This window comes from Baaleninema sp., assembly GCF_049974805.1.
In the GTDB taxonomy this organism is placed as follows: Bacteria; Cyanobacteriota; Cyanobacteriia; order Cyanobacteriales; family Geitlerinemataceae; genus Baaleninema.
In genome coordinates this window covers 34655-52984 of sequence record NZ_JBNGCO010000018.1, presented here as the reverse complement: position 1 = coordinate 52984, position 18330 = coordinate 34655, and the positions used below count along the sequence as shown (strand labels likewise).

The following is an 18330-nucleotide window of genomic DNA, read 5'->3' as shown; positions in this document are numbered from 1 at the left end:
CTACGGGAACCTGGCTGCTCCCAAGCCCCGTCGCTTTAGCGCGGGGTCAGTGACCTGAGTCCTAAAACTTCACCCTGTCCGGAGACGACTTCTCCGAGGACGAAGGGTTGGGTATTTTGAGTTTTCAAGATTTCTAAGGTTCGATCGACCTGTTCCGGGGAGACGATAACCACAAACCCTACTCCCATATTAAAGGTATCAAACATATCTGAGAGTTGGACGTTTCCGGCCTCTGCCAACCATTGGAAGGCGGGGGGAATCTCCCACGCCGATCGATCGATGGCGATCGACTGGTTTTCACCCAAACAGCGGGGCAAGTTTTCCGGAAGTCCGCCCCCAGTAATATGCGCCATGGCGCGAATTTCCACCTCCGTTTCCCGCAGGGATAACACCGGTTTTACATATATATATGTTGGCGTGAGGAAAACCTCGCCCAAACTGCGGCCACCTAACCCTTCCGGGCGATCGTCCCAACTGTATCCGCCATCGGCGACAATTTTCCGAACTAAGCTGTAGCCGTTGCTGTGAACCCCCGAACTGGGAAGTCCGACGGCGACATCTCCCACCTGCACCGTGGAACCGTCGAGAAGCTGGCTTTTTTCCACGATTCCCACGCAAAATCCGGCGATGTCGTATTCTCCCGGCGGGTAAAATCCCGGCATTTCTGCCGTTTCCCCACCCAAGAGGGCGCATCGGGCTTGACGGCATCCCGTGGCGATTCCCGTCACTACTTGCGCCAACTGTTCGCCGTTGAGTTTTCCCGTGGCCAAATAGTCCAGAAAATACAGGGGTTCTGCCCCCGACGTCAGTACGTCGTTGGCACACATGGCTACTAAATCAATACCAACCGTATCGTGGCGATCGAGTTGGTGCGCCAGTTTCAGCTTAGTTCCCACCCCGTCCGTTCCCGACACGAGGACGGGTTGGCGATACCCAGCCGGAATCTCGAAGCATCCGCCAAATCCCCCCAGTCCCCCCAAAACACCGGGACGGTGGGTTTGTTCGACCACTTTGCCAATTCGATCGACAAAGGCGCGACCGGCTTCAATATCGACCCCAGCTTCTCGATAATCCATGATTTCTTCGGCGATAAAACACAGGCTGCTTATTTTACCGCATTTTTTTTAATTCGCTACATATACCATATCTTAGTATTTTTTATATGTTTTTTGTTTAAAGATTTGACAATGGGCAGAAATACCTAAAAATTATATTTCATAAGGCTTTCACCCAAAACCGAATTGTGAAGTTTCGGTAAAGTTATCCCCAAATTGGGGTCGTTCCCGATCCCCGATCGAAAAAGTTCGTGCTATTCTGTGGCAGTTCTACAACAATTACCTGAACACGGAATGAGTATGAGTTAGGAGTTAGCTGTTTCCAAAACAGTGAATCCGCAGCCAAAGGCCCGTTAAATCTATCAAACCCACTCAAAAAACCAACTCAAAACCGGGTGTTGTGGGCGCTTGGCGGACTCGACTCGCCACCCCAAACGCGGGGAATCGCGCGATTTGGGGGTTCGATTGGGAGAATTTAATCTATGACCTATCAACTTTGGAGAAGCTTCACGATCGCGATCGTGATTTCCGGAATGGGAAACTTTTCTTGCATGGCGAACGCCATCGAAAGCACTTCCGAGGGAGATACGACCGGCCAAGAAGCTACAACGGCAACCTACGAAGTCGCACAATCGCTCGTGGACCGCGTACAAGCCGCTCCTCCAAGTGCCGGTGAGACGCTTCTAGTGAATTGGGGAGAGTCTCACGAAGGACTACAGAACCTCGGATTTCACGAGGAAACTGCCGAGGTGTCGGATTTACTGCTGCGCGATCGCATCGTCGATCCATCATCTCTGGTTCCGGGGACAAACGTTTGGGGCGATCGACAAGCCTACGTTCTTCCCCCGGCGACGCTACCGAAACCCGAACCCGAACCCGAAGAAGTCATCGTGTACAGCGAACAGGGGATGGCTTCCTGGTACGGGCCGGGATTCCACGGAAACCGCACCGCCAGCGGCGAAGTGTTTAACAGCAACGACATCACCGCCGCCCATCCTGCGTTACCCTTCGGGACTCAAGTGCGGGTGACCAATCTCGACAACGGTCGTTCGCTCGTGGTGCGGGTCAACGATCGCGGCCCCTACGCCCACGGACGAGTCATCGACCTCTCCGCCGGTGCCGCCGAACGTCTCGGCTTAATCGCCAGCGGCGTCGCCCCCGTCCGTCTCGAGGTGGTGCAACCGACTGACGTGGCTGGGAAGTAAGTTCGTTGTCGAGAAGGGGAGATGGGGAGAGGGGAAGATTTCCCATCATCCCACCATCCCACCATCCCATCATCACCTCAAAGTTCCCTCGGTTGCTAAACTAACAAGTTGGTTCTGTCGCACCGAGGGAGATGTTATGAAACGCTTGACGACTGCGGCCGCGTTGCAAGCCTATTGTCAAAGTCAAAGCGAGGTGACGATCGGTTTGGTTCCGACGATGGGAAACCTCCATGGGGGACATTTGAGCTTGATCGATCGCGCCCGCCAGGAAAACGATCGCGTTATTGTTAGTATTTTTGTCAATCCGCTTCAGTTCGGACCGCACGAGGATTTCGAGAAATATCCGAGAACCCTCGATTTCGACTGTCAGCTTTGTCAAGAGGCGGGCGTCGATGCAGTGTTTGCGCCGAGTGCTGAGGAGTTGGGGATTTCGGGAAGAGCGCCAGCGGACTCGGACGGGAAAACGTCGTTACGGACGACGGTGGTACCGCCGCCTAAAATGACATCTATATTATGTGGGCGATCGCGTCCCGGTCATTTCGACGGCGTGGCCACCATCGTCACGAAACTCCTGAACTTAGTGCGTCCCGATCGCGCCTATTTCGGCCAGAAGGACGCCCAACAACTGGCGATTATCCGCCAATTGGTGCGGGATCTCTCCATTCCCGTGGAGATTGTCGGATGTCCCATCGTGCGGGAACCGTCCGGCTTAGCCCTCAGTTCTCGCAATCAGTATCTCAGCCACGAACAAAAAGAAACCGCCGCGACGCTGTACCGCAGTTTACAACAGGCGCAAAGGCTATTCGATAAAGGATTTCGCGATCGCGCCAAACTCCTCGAGGCCGTGAAAACCGAACTGTCCACGGTTCCCGAGGTGCGGTTGGAATACCTCGAACTCGTCGATCCCGAGAGTTTAGTTCCCCTGGCCAGCGTGCGCCGCAAAGGATTGCTGGCCATCGCCGCCCGCGTGGGAGAAACTCGCCTCATTGACAATCTATTACTCAACGCCCGCCCGCCCATTATTGCCATTGACGGCCCGGCGGGGGCGGGGAAATCTACCGTCACGCGCCAAGTAGCCCGGACACTGGGGTTGTTGTACTTGGACACTGGGGCGATGTATCGCGCCGTAACTTGGTGGTTGCGGGAATGCGGCGTCTCCATTGAGGACGAGGCGGCGGTGGCGGAGGCTTTGCAGCGGTGCGATTTACAACTTAAGTCTGATGTGGAGGGCGATCGCTGTCGGGTGTGGGTGAACCGTCAGGAAGTCACCGACGCCATTCGATCGCCGGAAGTCACCTCGGCGGTATCGGCGGTGTCGGCGCTTCCGGTGGTGCGTCAGTTTCTCATCCAACAGCAAAAACGCTACGGAGAAACGGGGGGACTCGTCGCCGAAGGGCGAGACATGGGAACCTGCGTGTTTCCCGATGCGGAAGTGAAGGTGTTTCTCACCGCCTCGGTGGGAGAACGGGCGAGACGGCGCAAGCTGGATTTGGAACGTCAGGGATACGAGGTAAATTTGGGTCAGTTGGAAGGGGACATCGCCGAACGCGATCGCCAAGATAGTACGCGGACGATCGCGCCTTTGAAAAAAGCCCGAGACGCGGTGGAAATCCAAACGGACAATCTCAGCATCGACGAAGTGACGGACAAGATTTTACATCTAGTCCCGTCTACCCATTGAGTTTCTTTAACACAAGAAACCAAAAAAGTCAAGAAAATTGCAAAATATCCCCGGTATCTCAAAGATGCCGGGGAGAAGCTTGTTGTTAAAAATTGCGATCGATCGAAAAAAAGATTGACCAATGGATCTCGGGCGATCGCACTCCGGTTTGAAGTCCTTATAGAGTGTCCTTATAGAGTGATATCGTCGTAGAAAACGAACGACCACTGCAAAACAGAGGAGGCGTGAGTGAAAGATTGGCGATCGTGGTGTGGAGTCAGTATCGGACTGGCGATAACGTGGTTGTTAACTGCCGAATCCCTATCCGCTCGCGTCCTTGGTCAAGACGCAGAAACGCTTTCCGACCTACCTCAAAAGAGCCAATTAAAATCAGACACACCCCTTCAACCCCAAAAACAGCAAGCTCAAAACGTCCCCTCGATTCCGCCGATTCAAACCGACCCAGAACCCGACCCCAGCGGACGCTTTGGGTCCCCCGAACCGGACGCCGAACCCCTCGAACCGGAGGACGAACCCCTTCCCGAAGAGCCGACACCGCCGCAACCGCAATCCGAATCCGACCCCGACGCCCCTCAATTTTTCGTCGAACGGGTGGAAGTGGTCGGAAGTAGCATTTTCACCGCCGAAGAACTAGCGACCTTCACCGCCGCCGTGGAAGGGCGAGCGGTGACGCTACAGGAATTGCAAGAGGTCGCCGACGCCATCACCCAAGAATATCTCGATCGCGACTACATCACCTCTCGCGCCATCGTCCCCAACCAAGACATCCAAGATGGCGTCGTCACCCTTCAAATCATCGAAGGCCGTCTCGGAGAAATCCGCATCGAAGGCACCGAACGACTGCACGAATCCTTCGTTCGCAGCCGTATCGACCTGGCCGCCGACGTTCCCCTCGACACCGCCGCCCTCGAAGACCAACTGCGCCTGTTGCGGGCCGACCCCCTCTTTGAAACCGTCGAAGCCAGCTTGCGGGCGGGAGACGAAATCGGCGAAAGCTTGCTGGTGGTGCGCGTCAGCGAAGCCAATCCCTTCGGGTTTCGCATCGCCACCGACAACTACTCGCCCCCCAGCGTCGGCGGCGAACGGGGGATTCTCGGCATCCGACATCGCAACTTGGCCGGGTTCGGCGACGAAATCGACGTTGAATATAACTTCTCCTACACCAACGGTTTAGACTTCTTCGACATCGCCTATCGCGTTCCCGTCAACCCGATGGAGGGGACGCTACAGTTTCGCGTGTCTCCGAACCGCAACGAAATCACCCAAGCCCCCTTCGACGAATTCGACATTCGCGGCCAGTCCACCCTTTACGAAGTGGATTTCCGACAGCCGTTGATACGCACGCCTCGGGAGGAATTCGCCCTGTCGCTGGGGTTTTCCTGGCAAGACAGCCAAACCTTTCTCGACGACAACCCCGAACCCTTCGGTATCGGGCCCGACGAAGACGGTCGCAGTCGCACGCGATCGCTCCGCTTCAGTCAAGATTACGTGCGTCGGGACGTCAACGGGGCTTGGGTGTTGCGATCGCAAATGCGCTTCGGTACCCGAATGTTTGGGGCGACCCTCAACGCCGGAGACGACCCCGACGGGCAGTTTTTCAGTTGGTTGGGACAGTTCCAACGCATCCAACGCCTCGGAGACGACCACCTTCTTATCGCTCGTCTGTTCGCCCAATTCTCCCCCGACCCCCTGCTTCCCTCCCAGCAGTTCGTCATCGGCGGCGGTCAGTCGTTACGGGGTTATCGCCAAAACGTGCGGGCGGGGGACAACGGCTTTAGCTTCTCCGTTGAAGACCGAATTACCCTGTTGCGGGACGCCTCGGGACTGCCGAAACTGCAAGTCTTGCCCTTTTTAGACATGGGGGCGGTGTGGAACCACGACGACAACCCCAACGCCCAAGCCGACCAGCGGTTTTTAGTGGGTTTGGGCGTCGGGGCGATTTGGGAAGCCTTTCCCGGTTTCGTCCTCCGGGTCGATTATGGCGTTCCCCTGGTAGATTTAGACGATCGCGGCGACAACATTCAAGACGACGGCTTTTATTTCAGCGTCGGCTACGAATTGTGACATCCTCCCGACGCTCACCCTAGCGGGTAGAGCGCGGGCTTCCCAAGATCGCTCTTGGGTATTCCTGCCCCACGCCACTTATCTAGGTCGAACCCCATGATTCTTCCCCCGACAGACCGACTTGACAGGCTGTTTCCAATTCCCAGAGTCCCTGGGTACAGCTTTACAGAAGCTTCCTTTGTACTGCAAAGTTTTTACCCACCCACAGTCCTTTGCCACAAAGCCAAGTGTTCTGGATGGAACGCCCTAACTTCGGTTATCAAGGTTCAGCGCCGTTCTAGAACTTTGGAGGTCCCGGCAATGCCTGACTTTTACTCTCAATCTACGGGTGGCTAGACCGTTTGTATTATAACCTAAAACCTTTGTGCTGTATGCACTTTACTCGACTGGAACCCAAAGATTGGGTGTCGATTTTCGGGGCATCGACCCCCTCAATCGACGCGGGGAGTCCATGTATCCCGACGCTCACCTTTCAGGTAGAGCGCGGGACTTATAGCTCCGGTGAACCCCTCATTAGTTAAAAGCGATCGCCTCCTCTCGAATCCGGTCTCGAATCCGAATCGCTATTGCACGCCGAGACAGTCGAGAAGGCGATCGAGATCGAAGTGTTCGGCGGCGGTTTGATAGATGTAATCGAGTTCGAGGGGTTCGCGGACGGGAGTGCGTCCGAACATCCGATCGAGGATTTCCACCGTCGTCAGGGTATCGAGTTCCACCGAAATTACCGGAATTTCCACTTCTTCAGCGCGGCTGAGAACCAGTTCCGGCGGCGTCAAGCGATGGCCGGTCAAAATCAGACAGTGAGTCGCCGTTTCTAAGGCAGCCAGTTGAATGTCCGCGCGATCGCCCCCAGTCACGATGGCCGTATTATGACGCTGTTGGAAATACTTCACCGCCGAGTTGACGCTCATCGCCCCGATTTGAATCCCTTCGATTTTCAAATCGAGCCGTTCCTTACCGCAGAGAACTTGGGCGTTGAGGTGGCGTACCACTTCCGCCACGCTGACGCCGCGCAAGAGGGCGCTGTGAGGTACCATTCCCAACACAGAAATTCCTCGCGATTCTAAAAACCCTTTCAACTCCGCGCCAGTGGTGTCCAACTCGTCGCTGGGAACGTCGTTGAGGGTGACGCCCAGCAAGCGATCGCCGAGGCGTTCCTTGGCCGCGAGAATCTGTTCGAGGGCGTTGGGGGAACCGTATCGCGCCACCAACAGCACCTGAGCGTCCACCGTCGCCGCTAACTGAGGTAAAGACAGGCCAAAGGCGCTCCCTTCATCGAGGGTTCCGACCCCTTCCCACAACACGAAATCCACCTCGGGTTTTGGTAAATCGGCGATTTGCTGGCGGTAGTCAGTGGTATCTTCGCTGCGAATGCGTTTGCGAAGGGTTTCTTCGTTCGTTCGCACCAGGGGGGACAGCGTGCGATCGTCCTCGAGATTTAACTGTTGCGCCAAGAACTGCACTTCGTCTTCCGGCGGACTCCCCAGCCACGGATCGGTCGTTCCCGAGGCTAAAGGCTGTCCGCAGGCGAGTTGAAACCCTTTTTCTTGAAATTGACGGGCAAGTCCTAACAGCGTGGAGGTTTTGCCGCTATAGGGTTCTGTAGACCCGACGATCAGATACTTGGCGGTTGGCACGCTTGACACTCCTCTTTGTCGAAATGGGTTCGAATTCTTTTCTTAAGATTAACAGTCTCCTTTGAAAGCCAAAACACCCCGGTTGATGTTGGCGGGTTGGCCGTCTCCATCGGCCGGTTTTGGCGATCGACCGGTTTTGGCGATCGACCGTGCGACGACGACCCGACGCGAGGGCGATCGCCCGCAGCAGCGATTTTCCCGAAGCGGCCAGGCTACTCGTCTACATCGAGAAGCTGGTGATAGAACCCTTTAGAAAAGTCGATGCAGCGATTTTTCTTGTAGAAAATTAACAGATCGATCAAGTGATTGATGAACTCGTAGTTCGCCATCGTGGTCTCGTAACTGAGATCGGCGTTCCCATCGAACTGCAAGCGACAGCGGGTCGGGTCCGCCGGAAGGCTCGAAACCGTCCAGGTCGCGACGAAAGGGATATTTTTACCCCCTTCGATTTGACGTTCCCCTTCCAGGTTTCCCGTTTCGTACAAGCCGATGGCCAGAGGCAGGGCACTCCGTTGGTTGTTGGTCTTGTAGTAAGGCAGATAAACCATGACCTTGGACTTGGGAGCGGGTTGTAAATTTTCTAAGGCCGGCATGGTGTGGCGATTTCCTCCATTGAGGGATGGACTACAGAGAGTTAACGACTCAATATCTGTTTTGGGGGCATCTCAACAATGCCAATCGTCAGACACCCGGTATCTCTGAGAGACGGAATACCCAAAACGGAGGATTTTCCAGATACCGGGTTTCGCTCAGTGGATCGTTTGGCTTTCTTGGAGATGCACCCTCCGTTGTAGATGTATCGTCGAAGCGTATTTCGCACGAAATGGGGACTGAGAACTTACCATAATATGAACAACCAACTTATACTTTAATCGGTTCTTTGAGCCTTTGGCGCTTGATGTTGACCGCTGTTCGAGTTGGTGAGTGCAGCGAACGCAACCCTAAACTATGCCTGCAAATTTTTGGTTCGATCGAAATTCGTCTCGAGCGGGGGAACCGCTTCAAACTATACTGTTCGACCGCGACAGTGCGGAATTGGAAGAGGAGTCAGACGAGGCTCCCCCGTCCTATCGCGGTTACGCGGGAAGACGGCGTAAAGCAGCGGTCGTCTTGACGTTAGTGTGGGGCGGCACGATCGTTTTACACTCAGTTTCCTGGGGACTGTGGGTCGTGGTAGGACTGACGGGATTGTTGGGATTACACGCCATGCGCCTGATTTTTGCCGCCTCTGGCTCTCCCCTGTCTTGGAATCGCAATCTCGACGAGTCGGATTTGCCTTACGTTTCGTTTCTGGTGGCGGCGAAAGACGAAGAAGCGGTGATCGAGTCCCTTGTCGAAATGCTGTGCGACCTGGATTATCCGGCAGACCGATACGAGGTTTGGGCGATCGACGATAACAGCAGCGACGGGACGCCAGAACTACTCGATCGCTTAGCCCAACAGTACGATCGCCTGCGGGTTCTCCACCGAGACAGCACCGCCCGAGGCGGCAAATCCGGCGCCCTCAACAACGCCCTGAAATTCGCCAAAGGAGATATCGTCGCCGTTTTCGATGCGGACGCGAAAGTCAGTTCGGATTTCCTCTGGCGCGTGTTGCCCCTGTTCGATCGCGATAGCGTCGGGGCGGTGCAGGTTCGCAAAGCCATCGACAACGCCAACGAGAACTTCTGGACGCGGGGTCAAGCGGCGGAAATGATTCTCGACGCTTACGTTCAAGAAAAACGGGTCGCCCTCAACGGTATCGGAGAACTGCGCGGGAACGGTCAACTGATTCGCCGCAGCGCCCTCGAACGCTGTGGCAATTTCAACGAAGAAACAATTACCGACGATTTAGATTTAACGCTGCGCCTCCATCTCGATAGCTGGGATATTGAATGCGTCACCCTTCCGACGGTATCGGAAGAAGCCGTCACGCGATCGATCGCCCTCTGGCACCAACGCTCGCGATGGGCCGAAGGCGGCTATCAACGCTATCTGGACTATTGGCGGTTGTTACTGGGGTCGCGGCTGAGTTTCGCCAAACGGTTCGATTTGTTCGTCTTCCTGTTGATGCAATATATCCTACCCACCGCCGCCCTCCCCGATTTGGTGATGGCTGTCGTGCGTAGCCGCTTACCCATTTTCAGCCCCCTGACCACTTTAACCGTCGCTTTATCGATGGTGTGGATGTTCCTGGGATTGCGTCGCTGCGATCGCCTACAAGGAAAACGCCAACCCCTCTGGATTTCCCTATTACAAAGCTTACGCGGAACCCTCTACATGATGCACTGGCTCGTTGTCATGGCCAGTACCACCGCTCGCCTCGCCGTGCGCCCCAAACGCCTCAAATGGGTCAAAACCCTCCATCAAGGGCATCGCAGCGGCGATGAGGTGGTGATGAGATGAGGTGGTGATGAGATGAGGGGATGATGAGATGAGGGGATGATGAGATGAGGGGATGATGAGATACTGTCTTCCCGAAAAGCCCCCCCGGAATCTTGGAGATTCTGGGGGGTTGGCTTTTCGGCTAAAACTCCAACTCTAAATCGTCGTCAACCGAAACCACATCCCCGTTGAAAAATTGCGCGAATTGATTCGTCACGTTGCCTAATTCGTCTTCTTCCCACCTGCGAGAATCGCTGGCTACAGAGGGATTGGCGATCGCTGAATTGGCGATCGCTCCATTCGGTTGACCTGAATTCTCGGGAACCGGAGGAGAAGACGGCGGCGCCGGGGCTTCCGCTTCCCAGGGGGGCGTCTCAGGACTCGCCGGAACCGATTCCGGGGGAGGCGTCGCCACCGCCGTAGGCGTTGCAGGAGCAGCATTGTGGGTGGGAAGTGGCTGCGGGGGCGGTGTGGCAACTGGCTGTTGGCGCTGCTGAGGAGGCGGTGACGTAGGATGTACGGAACGAGACGGTTGCACGGAGCCGTTACTCCGATTGGCCTCGATGTGAACCCGTACAGTGCGTTGATACGCCCGCTGAAAGGCATCTTCGATATCGGGAACTTTCTGAGTCGCGAGTTTGATCAACCCCGGACTGACGCCGATGTGGGCGATGCTGCCATCAAACCCCAGCAATTGCCCCTGTTGGCGCAGCAGTTCTTGAGTCGCCCGCATTTTGATGTTTTCGAGGACTTGTTGCCAAATCTGAGGCAGGTTGTAGGAAACGGGTTCGCTGGCGGGAGGTTCGGCTTCGCTGGCAGCGGTTGCAGCGGCGGCGTCTGAAGGAGGTGCGGCGGGTTGAGAAACCCTCGCCGATTCTCCTGACACGGGGGCTTCCCGTGGCGTCTCCACTGGGTTCGCCGCTGGGGGCGATGGCGGTACTGATGGCGGTGTGGCCACAGTCGCCGGAGGGTTGGACGGGGTTTGATGGACCGATGGAGTTTGGGGCGGTGTGCTGGCTGACGCCACAGCTTGGGGTGCAGCTTGGGGTACGGCTTGGGGAAACGGTTGCGGCTCGATCGCTCTTCCCGGCATCCTCGCCGAGACTTGCGGCGCAGCTACCGCAGCGACAGCCGGACGGCTCAACGCCGAGGGCAACAATCCCAACAGGCTCACTTCCAACCACAATCGCGGTTGAGTGGTGTTTTTGACTTGGATTTCGCATTGGCGAAGATGTTGGGAACCGCCCAAAATTATCGATTCGTCCCACTGTTGGGCAAATTCGCAGAGTTTCGCCCACGTCGGCGGCGTCACTGCCACTAAATCGCTGCGGTTGGGGGCAGTTTTGGCAATGAGTAAGTCTCGGTAAAATCCGGCGAGGTTCTGTACGACGATGGGGGGTTCCCGTCCGCGATCGAGCAGGTTTCGACAGCGTTCGAGGACGGCGTGGGGATTGTCTTCGGCGATGGCTTCGAGGAGGTAAAACAGGTCTTTTTCGGGAACGGCTCCCACTAAATCCCACACGCGATCGACGGTGATGCGTTCGGGTAACAAACTCAGTTGGTCGAGCAAACTTTCGGCGTCCCGCAATCCCCCTTGAGAAATTTGTGCCACCAGCGTTACGGCGTCGTCGGCAATGTCGATCGCCTCTTTTTCGGCAATGATTTTCAAGTGAGACACCATCGCGTCGAGGGGAATTCGCCGATAGTCGAATCGCTGACACCGGGAAATAATCGTCGGTAAAACTCGCTGGGGATCGGTGGTGGCCAGGATGAAAATTACCTGTTCGGGCGGTTCTTCTAAGGTTTTTAAGAGGGAGTTGAACGCCGCCGTACTCAGCATGTGGCATTCGTCGATGACGTAGACTTTATACCGACATTGCACGGGGGCGAATTGCGCTCGTTCGATGAGTTCCCGAATGTTATCGACGCCGGTGTTGCTGGCGGCGTCGATTTCGATGACGTCTAATGCCGATCCGTTGGCGATCGAACGGCAGGTTTCGCAGGTGCCGCAAGGGGTGGCGGTGGGTCGATCGACCGCCAGACAGTTCAGGGATTTCGCCATGATTCGCGCACTGGAGGTTTTTCCGGTGCCGCGAGGTCCGGCAAACAGGTACGCTGGCGCGATCCGCTGTTTTTCGAGGGCGTTGGTTAGGGTACTGGCGATCGCTTCTTGACCGACTAAATCGCCGAAGGTAGCCGGACGGTATTTGTGATGGAGGGGTTCGTAAGTCGTCATCTCGGGCTGTGGGTTTGGCAAGGGCGTCGCAGAGGTTTTTTAGAAGAAGATTTCAAACCATAAATACGGAATTTGCGAAAAATTTAATTTGTTTATTTGAGGTAAAAAACTATCAGTTTTTGAAGGTTTTTTGACTCGGAAATTAAGAGTTTATAGGCTTTATTTTTGGAGGTTTGTTATGTTTTTTTGTCTTTTGCGATGATTTTGACAAAGGCTCGACTGGATGTATAAGAATATTGTACGATTACAAAACCTAGTAAAACAACGGCCAAAATGCAGCATTGGGGCAGCATTTTGAAGCAATACTCAGCTTGAAGTCTGACTTCAAAAATTGCCAAATATTGCAGATTGAAACCTCTTAAAAATTATCGATTTTTATAAAAAATAACTAAAAACAATAAAATTTTGCAAGCGAGGACAGCTTCCATCAAAAACCTTGTTATTTAACAATTATATCAAATTTATCGACATCAGAAGATGAACTTCAGAAAATGCAACAGGGGAAAAATGCAACCGGGGAAGTCAGAGGTTCGATCGCCCCAGAATCGAGGCTAGAAAACCCCAAGCTGCAGGTTGTCCAGAAACGGACGGCCGTCGCTCCAGACAGCAATCCCTCTCGGAGACGCTCGACAGCGCGATCGCGAGAGGGATCGCTCATTCTAGGCGAAAACGGGAAAATGCGATAGTCCCGCCCTCGAGGGCATTCTCGAGCCAGGTCGCGTTTCGCCGAAGAATTACTCAATATTCAGCTTGATTTTCTTATCTTTGAGTTGTTCTTGCAGCCATTGCCCGAAAAAGCGATCGTCGAGTTGGCGTTTGAGCTGACCTTCCAACGCCGCCGGGAACCACTGCTGGATTCTCAACAAAATATAGCGACCTTCCGTTTCGATGGGGCCGATTAACTCTCCGGCTTCGCGGCCGCGCAACTGTTCGCGAATTTCCGGCGGGAGTTGTCCCATCTGGAGGGTTCCCATCAAACCGTTAGCACTGCTGTCGTTGGTAACAGAATGCTGTTTCGCCAGCGCCTCGAAGGTAGCGGTTCCCGCTTCAATTTGTTGGCGGATGTCATCAGCTAACGTGCGAGCCAAGACCACGATACGAGACAACATAACGCGATCGAGGTCGGGTTTGTTCTCCTGAAAATAGGTTTCGACCGTGGCCCCGATCGTTTCTTGCTTGAGCTGTTCGATACGCAAGGATTCAGCGGCGCGATCGCGAAACTGTTCGTAAGTAAGATTTTGGCTTTTGAGCCACTGGTCGAAGCGGCCGGGGTCCGTGAGGCGGTTTTGAATGCGGAAGTTGACGAGAGCCTGTTCCACGTTCTGGGAGTCTACTTCCAAGTCCGTGCGCTCTTGTAGCTTTTGTTCGATAACGTGGCGGTGCAGAATATTTTGGATAAATTTCGGTAAATCTCCAGTTGTATTGAGATATGAGATGGCTTTTTTCAGAGAAATCGCCTGGTCGTCAATGGTAATGAAGTTTTCGCTCACAGTGTTGCTTTATAGATGAGTATTGTCAACGCTGCCATTTTGCCATTTTCGCTTCGATGGCGACCAGATGGCAGGCCCTAGAATACGAAAATATCCTCAGCGATGACAAAGCCGGTGGGAACTTCGGCGATTTGCGTCTGTACAGTCGGACCGGCACCATCGGGGTCGTAGAACAACGCACCTCCCAACATCGAGGTTTGGAAAATAAAGAAGTCGTCGTCGTCAACCGGGGCGCCGAAGGCGAACTGCGTCGTCGGTAAGACGCCGGGGGTCAGTCCACCGCCGAAGCCGCTGGCGGAGACGAAAATGCGATCGCTGACTCCCCCAAGAGTCGAAAAACTCGACGACTCGAAATCGAGTAAAGTATCGACCCCATCTTGGGGACTGTCGAAGCGGAAAATATCTGCCCCAGACCCGCCTTCAATGACGTCGCCGCCTTCCCCGGCGATAAAAACATCACTTCCGAACCCGCCGAAGAGGGTATCCTCTCCGTCGCCGCTGACGAGGGTTTCGTCGCCGAGGTTAGCGACGATCGAATCGTCTCCGTCTCCAGTAAAGAGAACTTCCACATCGGGGGGAAGAGCGATTTCGTTATCCGAATCTCCTTCAATGACGAGCGTATCGATCCCCTCACCGCCAAACAGGAGATCTTGAACTTCGCCGAAAATAATATCGTCCCCCTCACCGCCGTCGAGGGTATCGAGATCCTCTGCGCCGCGCAAACTGTCGTTTCCCGCGTCACCGAAGATGCGGTTTGGGTTGTCGTCGCCGCCGAGGGTGTCGTCCCCTGGAGAACCAACGACGTTTTCAAATCCGAGAACCGTAAGCGTGTCGTCGGGGGTTTGGTCGTCCGTTTCGCTTAAATCCACGGCGACGGGGTCAGTTAACACCAAAACGTCGTTTCCCTCGAGGGCGTCTTGAGTATCGATCGCATCTCCAAAGATGGTGACGGTAGCCGCCGCCGTTCCACCGTTGGCGTCCTCGATGAGGTAGCCGAACTGTCCCGAACCCGTGGAGAAGAAGTCGTCGTTAGGTTCGAAGAAAATTCCCCCGTCGCGAAAAGCCAATCCCCCCAAAAACGGCCCGATCGCTCCGAGAACTTGCAGCGTATCGCCGTCGGGGTCGCTGTCGTTGGCTAAAAGCTGACTGTCGGGAATCGAGACTTGGGTGAGTTCCCCGTAAACCAAGGTGTCGTCGTTGGGAGTTCCCAAGATTTCTGTGGGACTTAAGGTGTCGTCGGCGGCGGTGGGGGGTTCTTGGACGTTGGCGAGGGTGACGGGGATGATTTCCTCGTAACTCAAGCCGCCGGGGTCGGTGACGCGAACGGTAATTTCGAGACTGGGGGCGGTTTCAAAGTCGAGAAGGGTGTTGTCTTCGACGACAATTTGAAGTCCCTCGAGGGCGAAGCGTCCCCCGGCGTCGTCGAGGAGGGTGAAAGTGAGGGGGGTATCGTCGTCTGGGTCGATGGCGTCGAGGGTGCCGAAGGGGGTTCCGACGGGGCTGTTTTCAGCGATTTCGAGAACGGGGGGATCGATGGTGATGTCGATGGGGGCTTGGTTGGGACGGGTTTCGTCGATATCCTCGATTTGAATGTCGAAGGTGCGATCGAACGTCAAGCCACCGCTGTCAGTGGTTCGGACAGCGATGGTGTGAACGGGGTCGGTTTCAAAGTCGAGGAGGGTTCCATCGGCGACGAGGAGTCGGTCTCCATCGAGGGTAAAGCGGCCTCCGGCGTCGTCGAGAAGGCTGTAGGTGTGGCTGTCTCCAGCGTCGGGGTCGAGGGTGGACAAGATGCCGACGAGGGTGTTGGTGGGGCTGTTTTCAGCGACGCGATCGCTCGACAGGTCGATGGCGATGGGGGGGGTGTTGGTGACGTCTGGCGTCTCGAAGTTGAGGGTGAGGTCGAAATCGTCGAGTCCGAGTTGGTTGGCGAGACTACCGATCGAGATCGATCGCCCGTCGCCGATAAAGTCAATGGTAACGGTTTGGAAAATGCCGAATTCGCCACCGCCGCTCAAGTTGGGGGCGGTTTTGGGCAGGAAGGTGGTTTGAAGGACGGTTCCGGTTCCGTCGAGGATTTCGACGGCGTGGCTGAGGTGAGGGGAAGTGTAGCGTAAGCTGAGTTGTCCGGAAACGATGATTGGCAGGTTGTTGTTAATGCCTACTTCGATGGCGTCGCCGTCAGTGTAGGTTAACAGGGTGCGATCGCTCCCTTCCTCTACCCCCATCTCGAAGTTTCCGCGTCCTCCCGCGTCGCCATCGACCAGGCTAACGGTATTGCTGGAAAAGGTTAGCCCCTGGCTGCTGTATTGGGTTCCGACGGGGGCGAGGTCACCGAGTTCTGCGAAATCGAGTCGAACGTCCATGAGTTGAGGGGAGTGGAGAGGGCGGATACGGTGAAGTTTCTGGGAAAAATTGAACGCTTTCTAAGGTCGATCGCGAGGCGGTTCGGGGAATTTCGAGCATAGGCTCAAAGATTTGCCTCGAGACGAGCGATCGCTTTCGCGGTTCCACGCTATCCCAAATATAGCAAGCCAATCTAGCCATCCCTGTTTCAGGATTGATGCGATCGTCCGATGGAAGCCTTTGCTAGGTGAGGCGTTCCGGTTGAGGGTTGACCTTGACCGTTAACGTTGAGCGTTGACTTGATTTGAGTGCGAACGAGTAATATTTTATCGATTTTCTTCACCTCACAAGATGGGGTTTTGACTGAGGAAAACCCTCCCAGATTCTTCTGATTTCAGGACAGATAAGACATTAGCTGATATGAAGTGACGTGAAGAACGCGCGAGTCATAAAATATCGGGTATCTACCCTAGATTGGTAACAAAAAATACAGAAAATTACTAAAAATAATTTTTTACAAGCATCTACAATTGTCGCGCCATTCCACGGCTCCAAAAATAAAAAATCAAATTCAATCCCTATTAAATACAAGGAGGATGGCGGTTGGGGATTCGCCATCAAAAAAATATAAAACTTCTGGCGAAACTGATTTTTTTTTGATAGAGTCGATGCGATCGCATTTCTCCGGACTCGCAAAACGTTTGAAAACAATTTGATAACAAACTGAAAGACGGCGATCGCAGCATCAGGGAACGAAAGCTAATCGATCGCGTCTGGGACAGATACCGAACCTGATCGACCGTTAAACCCATAAATTCTAGATAGGAAACGAGAAATGACACAACGTCCCAGATGTCAGATTGCCAGGAGACCATTGAGAAAACGCAATAGTCCGTCCATACAGAATTTACAATAAATAACGTTTTCAGGTAAATCTCTCGACGCAAAAAATTCGGGTGAAGTCAAAATCCGAAGTAATGTCAGGTCTTGTCTCGCCATAAAAAAGCAATTTTGCAATCTAGACCCCTCGAAGTTTCGGACAGCCAAAGCTGTTTTAACAAACCCGAGACGTTTTTTGATGCGTAAAAATAGACAGCCAAACACGAAAAAAAGGCTATCTCAAAAAAAATCAACACAACTTATCTGGAAAACCAGCTAAAGCTCTTGAGTTAACAAACGAGAAACAATCCAAAAGTCCGCCGAGCGAAATGGGAACGCATCTTCAATACAACAATTCAAAAAACAGGCAAGTATTATGAGTTTGACGCAGTTGTTACGGGGCAAGCGATCGCCCTCTCTCAAAACCCAAAATCCTGCTGCACCGCCAACCCTGATTCGTTTAAACGGGCGGTTGAGTTCCTCCTCTCGCGCGATCGAACGTCTCATGACGGGCAATATCACCCAACGCTTCAGTCGATTTCACTGGTTTCGCCAGTCTTACAGTTGGATTCGCCGGATGCAACAAAAATTCGATCGCACCACCGGCCAAACCGCCGTCACCCCCAGAATTTCTAGCGTTTCCCTCGACAGCGACCCCAGTGCGATCGTCTCAGAAGTGCGACATCGTGCCGTCGCCTTTGGCTTGCAAATTCCCGAAACCACCGTTTGCGCCTGTCTGGACTACGCCACCCGCACCGCTTGTACCGAACCCGGATATCCGCGACCCTTTTTTATCGGCGAACTCGACGAAACCGGCCGCTTGCCAGACGGCCATCGTCCCCTGCGGGCCTTAGTGTGCGACGCCGAAACCTGTCCGGAGATCGCCGCCGTAGTCCGCGATGGGCAGCTATTGCAAATCGCCTCGACCTATCTCGGCTATTTCCCGACGCAAATCACCAGCCATTTGACGTGGAGTCTCGCCTCGGACTTACCCGACGCCGAACTTCGCCAGTCCTACCCGCCAACGAACTATCACTACGACATCGCCGGGTACAACTTCGCGACAGCGTACTTTTACATCACCCCCACCTTAGACGCAGAGTCGGGGCCTCACGTGATGGTTCCAGAGTCCCATCACCACAAACCCTTGAGGATGTTGCTGAAATCCGGGCGTCACAGCGACGCTGCCATCGAAACCTATTACGGACGGGATAACGAACTCGTCATCTACGGCGATGCCGGATTTGGCTTCTTTCAAGATCCCTCCTGTTTCCACAAACTCAAAGCCCCAACGAAGGGACATCGTCTGTTGCTGCAAGTTCGCTATTCCTAAACCGGACGAAATTGGTCAAATCAGGAGTGACGCACTGGTC

Annotated in this window: 12 protein-coding genes; 5 read left to right on the top strand and 7 right to left on the bottom strand. The window is 54.5% G+C overall.

Going from position 1 to position 18330, the window contains the following annotated elements:
- Positions 1-35: 35 nt before the first annotated feature.
- Positions 36-1076: a phosphoribosylformylglycinamidine cyclo-ligase gene (gene purM / locus ACP5D4_RS05755; RefSeq protein WP_428010675.1), complete on the bottom strand. Its 1041-nt coding sequence runs from the start codon at positions 1074-1076 to the stop codon at positions 36-38.
- A 461-nt stretch (positions 1077-1537) separates the two neighbouring features.
- On the opposite strand from purM, the gene ACP5D4_RS05750 reads away from it, so the two are divergent.
- The 3 genes from ACP5D4_RS05750 (at position 1538) to ACP5D4_RS05740 (ending at position 6005) form a co-directional block, all read left to right on the top strand.
- Positions 1538-2260 (top strand): septal ring lytic transglycosylase RlpA family protein, encoded by a 723-nt coding sequence (locus ACP5D4_RS05750; protein WP_428010674.1) that lies wholly within the window; start codon positions 1538-1540, stop codon positions 2258-2260.
- Positions 2261-2396: 136 nt separating this feature from the next.
- Positions 2397-3941 carry a bifunctional pantoate--beta-alanine ligase/(d)CMP kinase gene (locus tag ACP5D4_RS05745; protein ID WP_428010673.1) on the top strand — a complete coding sequence of 515 codons (1545 nt, stop codon included), beginning with the start codon at positions 2397-2399 and terminating at the stop codon, positions 3939-3941.
- Positions 3942-4169: 228 nt separating this feature from the next.
- Complete coding sequence (locus ACP5D4_RS05740; protein ID WP_428010672.1) at positions 4170-6005, top strand: ShlB/FhaC/HecB family hemolysin secretion/activation protein; 1836 nt, start codon at positions 4170-4172, stop codon at positions 6003-6005.
- Between the two features lie 563 nt (positions 6006-6568).
- On the opposite strand, the gene ACP5D4_RS05735 is transcribed toward ACP5D4_RS05740, so the two are convergent.
- Both ACP5D4_RS05735 and ebsA read right to left on the bottom strand, forming a co-directional pair.
- A complete protein-coding gene (locus tag ACP5D4_RS05735) occupies positions 6569-7642 on the bottom strand; it encodes a phosphotransacetylase family protein (RefSeq protein WP_428010671.1) in 1074 nt (357 codons plus the stop codon).
- Positions 7643-7854: 212 nt separating this feature from the next.
- Positions 7855-8235: a type IV pilus biogenesis protein EbsA gene (gene ebsA / locus ACP5D4_RS05730; RefSeq protein WP_428010670.1), complete on the bottom strand. Its 381-nt coding sequence runs from the start codon at positions 8233-8235 to the stop codon at positions 7855-7857.
- A 355-nt stretch (positions 8236-8590) separates the two neighbouring features.
- Between ebsA and ACP5D4_RS05725 the strand changes: the two genes are divergently transcribed.
- Positions 8591-10027 (top strand): glycosyltransferase, encoded by a 1437-nt coding sequence (locus tag ACP5D4_RS05725; RefSeq protein ID WP_428010669.1) that lies wholly within the window; start codon positions 8591-8593, stop codon positions 10025-10027.
- 121 nt (positions 10028-10148) lie between these two features.
- Here ACP5D4_RS05725 and ACP5D4_RS05720 read toward each other — a convergent pair whose 3' ends face one another.
- The 4 genes from ACP5D4_RS05720 to ACP5D4_RS05705 form a co-directional block, all read right to left on the bottom strand.
- Positions 10149-12242 (bottom strand): DNA polymerase III subunit gamma/tau, encoded by a 2094-nt coding sequence (locus ACP5D4_RS05720; protein WP_428010668.1) that lies wholly within the window; start codon positions 12240-12242, stop codon positions 10149-10151.
- A gap of 484 nt (positions 12243-12726) precedes the next feature.
- A complete protein-coding gene (locus ACP5D4_RS05715) occupies positions 12727-12900 on the bottom strand; it encodes a hypothetical protein (RefSeq protein WP_428010667.1) in 174 nt (57 codons plus the stop codon).
- Between the two features lie 76 nt (positions 12901-12976).
- Complete coding sequence (locus tag ACP5D4_RS05710; RefSeq protein ID WP_428010666.1) at positions 12977-13732, bottom strand: foldase protein PrsA; 756 nt, start codon at positions 13730-13732, stop codon at positions 12977-12979.
- 77 nt (positions 13733-13809) lie between these two features.
- Positions 13810-16098, bottom strand: coding sequence for an Ig-like domain-containing protein (locus ACP5D4_RS05705; protein ID WP_428010665.1), 2289 nt, complete (start codon positions 16096-16098; stop codon positions 13810-13812).
- Between the two features lie 1235 nt (positions 16099-17333).
- Here ACP5D4_RS05705 and ACP5D4_RS05700 point away from each other — a divergent pair.
- Entirely contained in the window at positions 17334-18290 is a 957-nt protein-coding gene (locus tag ACP5D4_RS05700) for a hypothetical protein (RefSeq protein ID WP_428010664.1), read from the top strand.
- Positions 18291-18330 lie beyond the last annotated feature (40 nt).

Bases quoted from the DNA above. Each gene is read 5' to 3' on its own strand.
- ACP5D4_RS05745 (WP_428010673.1), top strand. From the start codon at position 2,397: ATGAAACGCTTGACGACTGCGGCCGCGTTGCAAGCCTATTGTCAAAGT.
- ACP5D4_RS05750 (WP_428010674.1), top strand. From the start codon at position 1,538: ATGACCTATCAACTTTGGAGAAGCTTCACGATCGCGATCGTGATTTCC.
- ACP5D4_RS05705 (WP_428010665.1), bottom strand. From the start codon at position 16,098: ATGGACGTTCGACTCGATTTCGCAGAACTCGGTGACCTCGCCCCCGTC.
- ACP5D4_RS05720 (WP_428010668.1), bottom strand. From the start codon at position 12,242: ATGACGACTTACGAACCCCTCCATCACAAATACCGTCCGGCTACCTTC.
- purM (WP_428010675.1), bottom strand. From the start codon at position 1,076: ATGGATTATCGAGAAGCTGGGGTCGATATTGAAGCCGGTCGCGCCTTT.
- ACP5D4_RS05725 (WP_428010669.1), top strand. From the start codon at position 8,591: ATGCCTGCAAATTTTTGGTTCGATCGAAATTCGTCTCGAGCGGGGGAA.
- ACP5D4_RS05700 (WP_428010664.1), top strand. From the start codon at position 17,334: ATGAGTTTGACGCAGTTGTTACGGGGCAAGCGATCGCCCTCTCTCAAA.
- ACP5D4_RS05715 (WP_428010667.1), bottom strand. From the start codon at position 12,900: ATGAGCGATCCCTCTCGCGATCGCGCTGTCGAGCGTCTCCGAGAGGGA.
- ebsA (WP_428010670.1), bottom strand. From the start codon at position 8,235: ATGCCGGCCTTAGAAAATTTACAACCCGCTCCCAAGTCCAAGGTCATG.